The following is a 775-nucleotide window of genomic DNA, read 5'->3' as shown; positions in this document are numbered from 1 at the left end:
ACAGGGGCCTGGCCGTGCCGGACGACGAACTGCTGGGCCTGTTCGGCGCGTTCGGCTACGACCTGATCTTCCAGGTCGACCCGATGGACGCCCGCCAGGAGCGGAACCCGCACGACCGGGACATGGTCCTCCATCTGCCCGACACGCTGTACGACCTGGACCTGCGCGGCGACACGGCGGTGCGCTTCCGGTACGACTTCCACACCCGGGCCGCCAGCACCCAGTGGCTGCCCACCGAGACGCCCAGCCAGCCGTTCGTGCCCGGCCGGCCGTCGCGCGGCCGGCGCGACCACCGGGTGGGGGAGTACGCGCGGGTGGTGGAGGCGGCGATGCCGCTGTTCCGATCCGGCGACCTGTTCGAGGCCGTGCCCAGCCAGACGTTCCAGCACGCCTGCTCCCAGACCCCGGCCCAGCTCTTCCGCCGCCTGTACGAGCGCAACCCCGCGCCGCACAGCCTGCTGATGAACCTGGGTGACGGCGAGTACCTGGTGGGCGCGTCACCGGAGATGTTCGTCCGGGTCAGCCGAGGCATCGACGCCGACACCGACCGCTTCCTGGTGGAGTCCGCCCCGATCAGCGGCACCGCCCAGCGCGGGACCAACGCCCTGGAGGACGCCGAGCGCATCCGCGAACTCCTCAACTCCGCCAAGGACGAGCACGAGTTGACGATGTGCACGGACGTGGACCGCAACGACAAGTCACGGGTCTGCGTGCCCGGCACGGTCACCGTCACCGCCCGGCGCAGCATCGAGATGTACTCCACGCTCATCCACAC

At 70.7% G+C, this 775-nt stretch carries 1 protein-coding gene; it reads left to right on the top strand.

Annotated elements, in window-relative coordinates; genetic code table 11:
• Nucleotides 1–14: 14 nt before the first annotated feature.
• Nucleotides 15–775: chorismate-binding protein (locus KUM32_RS45155; protein ID WP_217146837.1), on the top strand; the 761-nt coding region annotated here is incomplete at its 3' end.

The organism is Streptomyces sp. AC627_RSS907 (assembly GCF_019049165.1).
The sequence above is the reverse complement of the archived record's forward strand: the minus strand, read 5'-3'. Positions and strand labels throughout refer to the sequence as shown.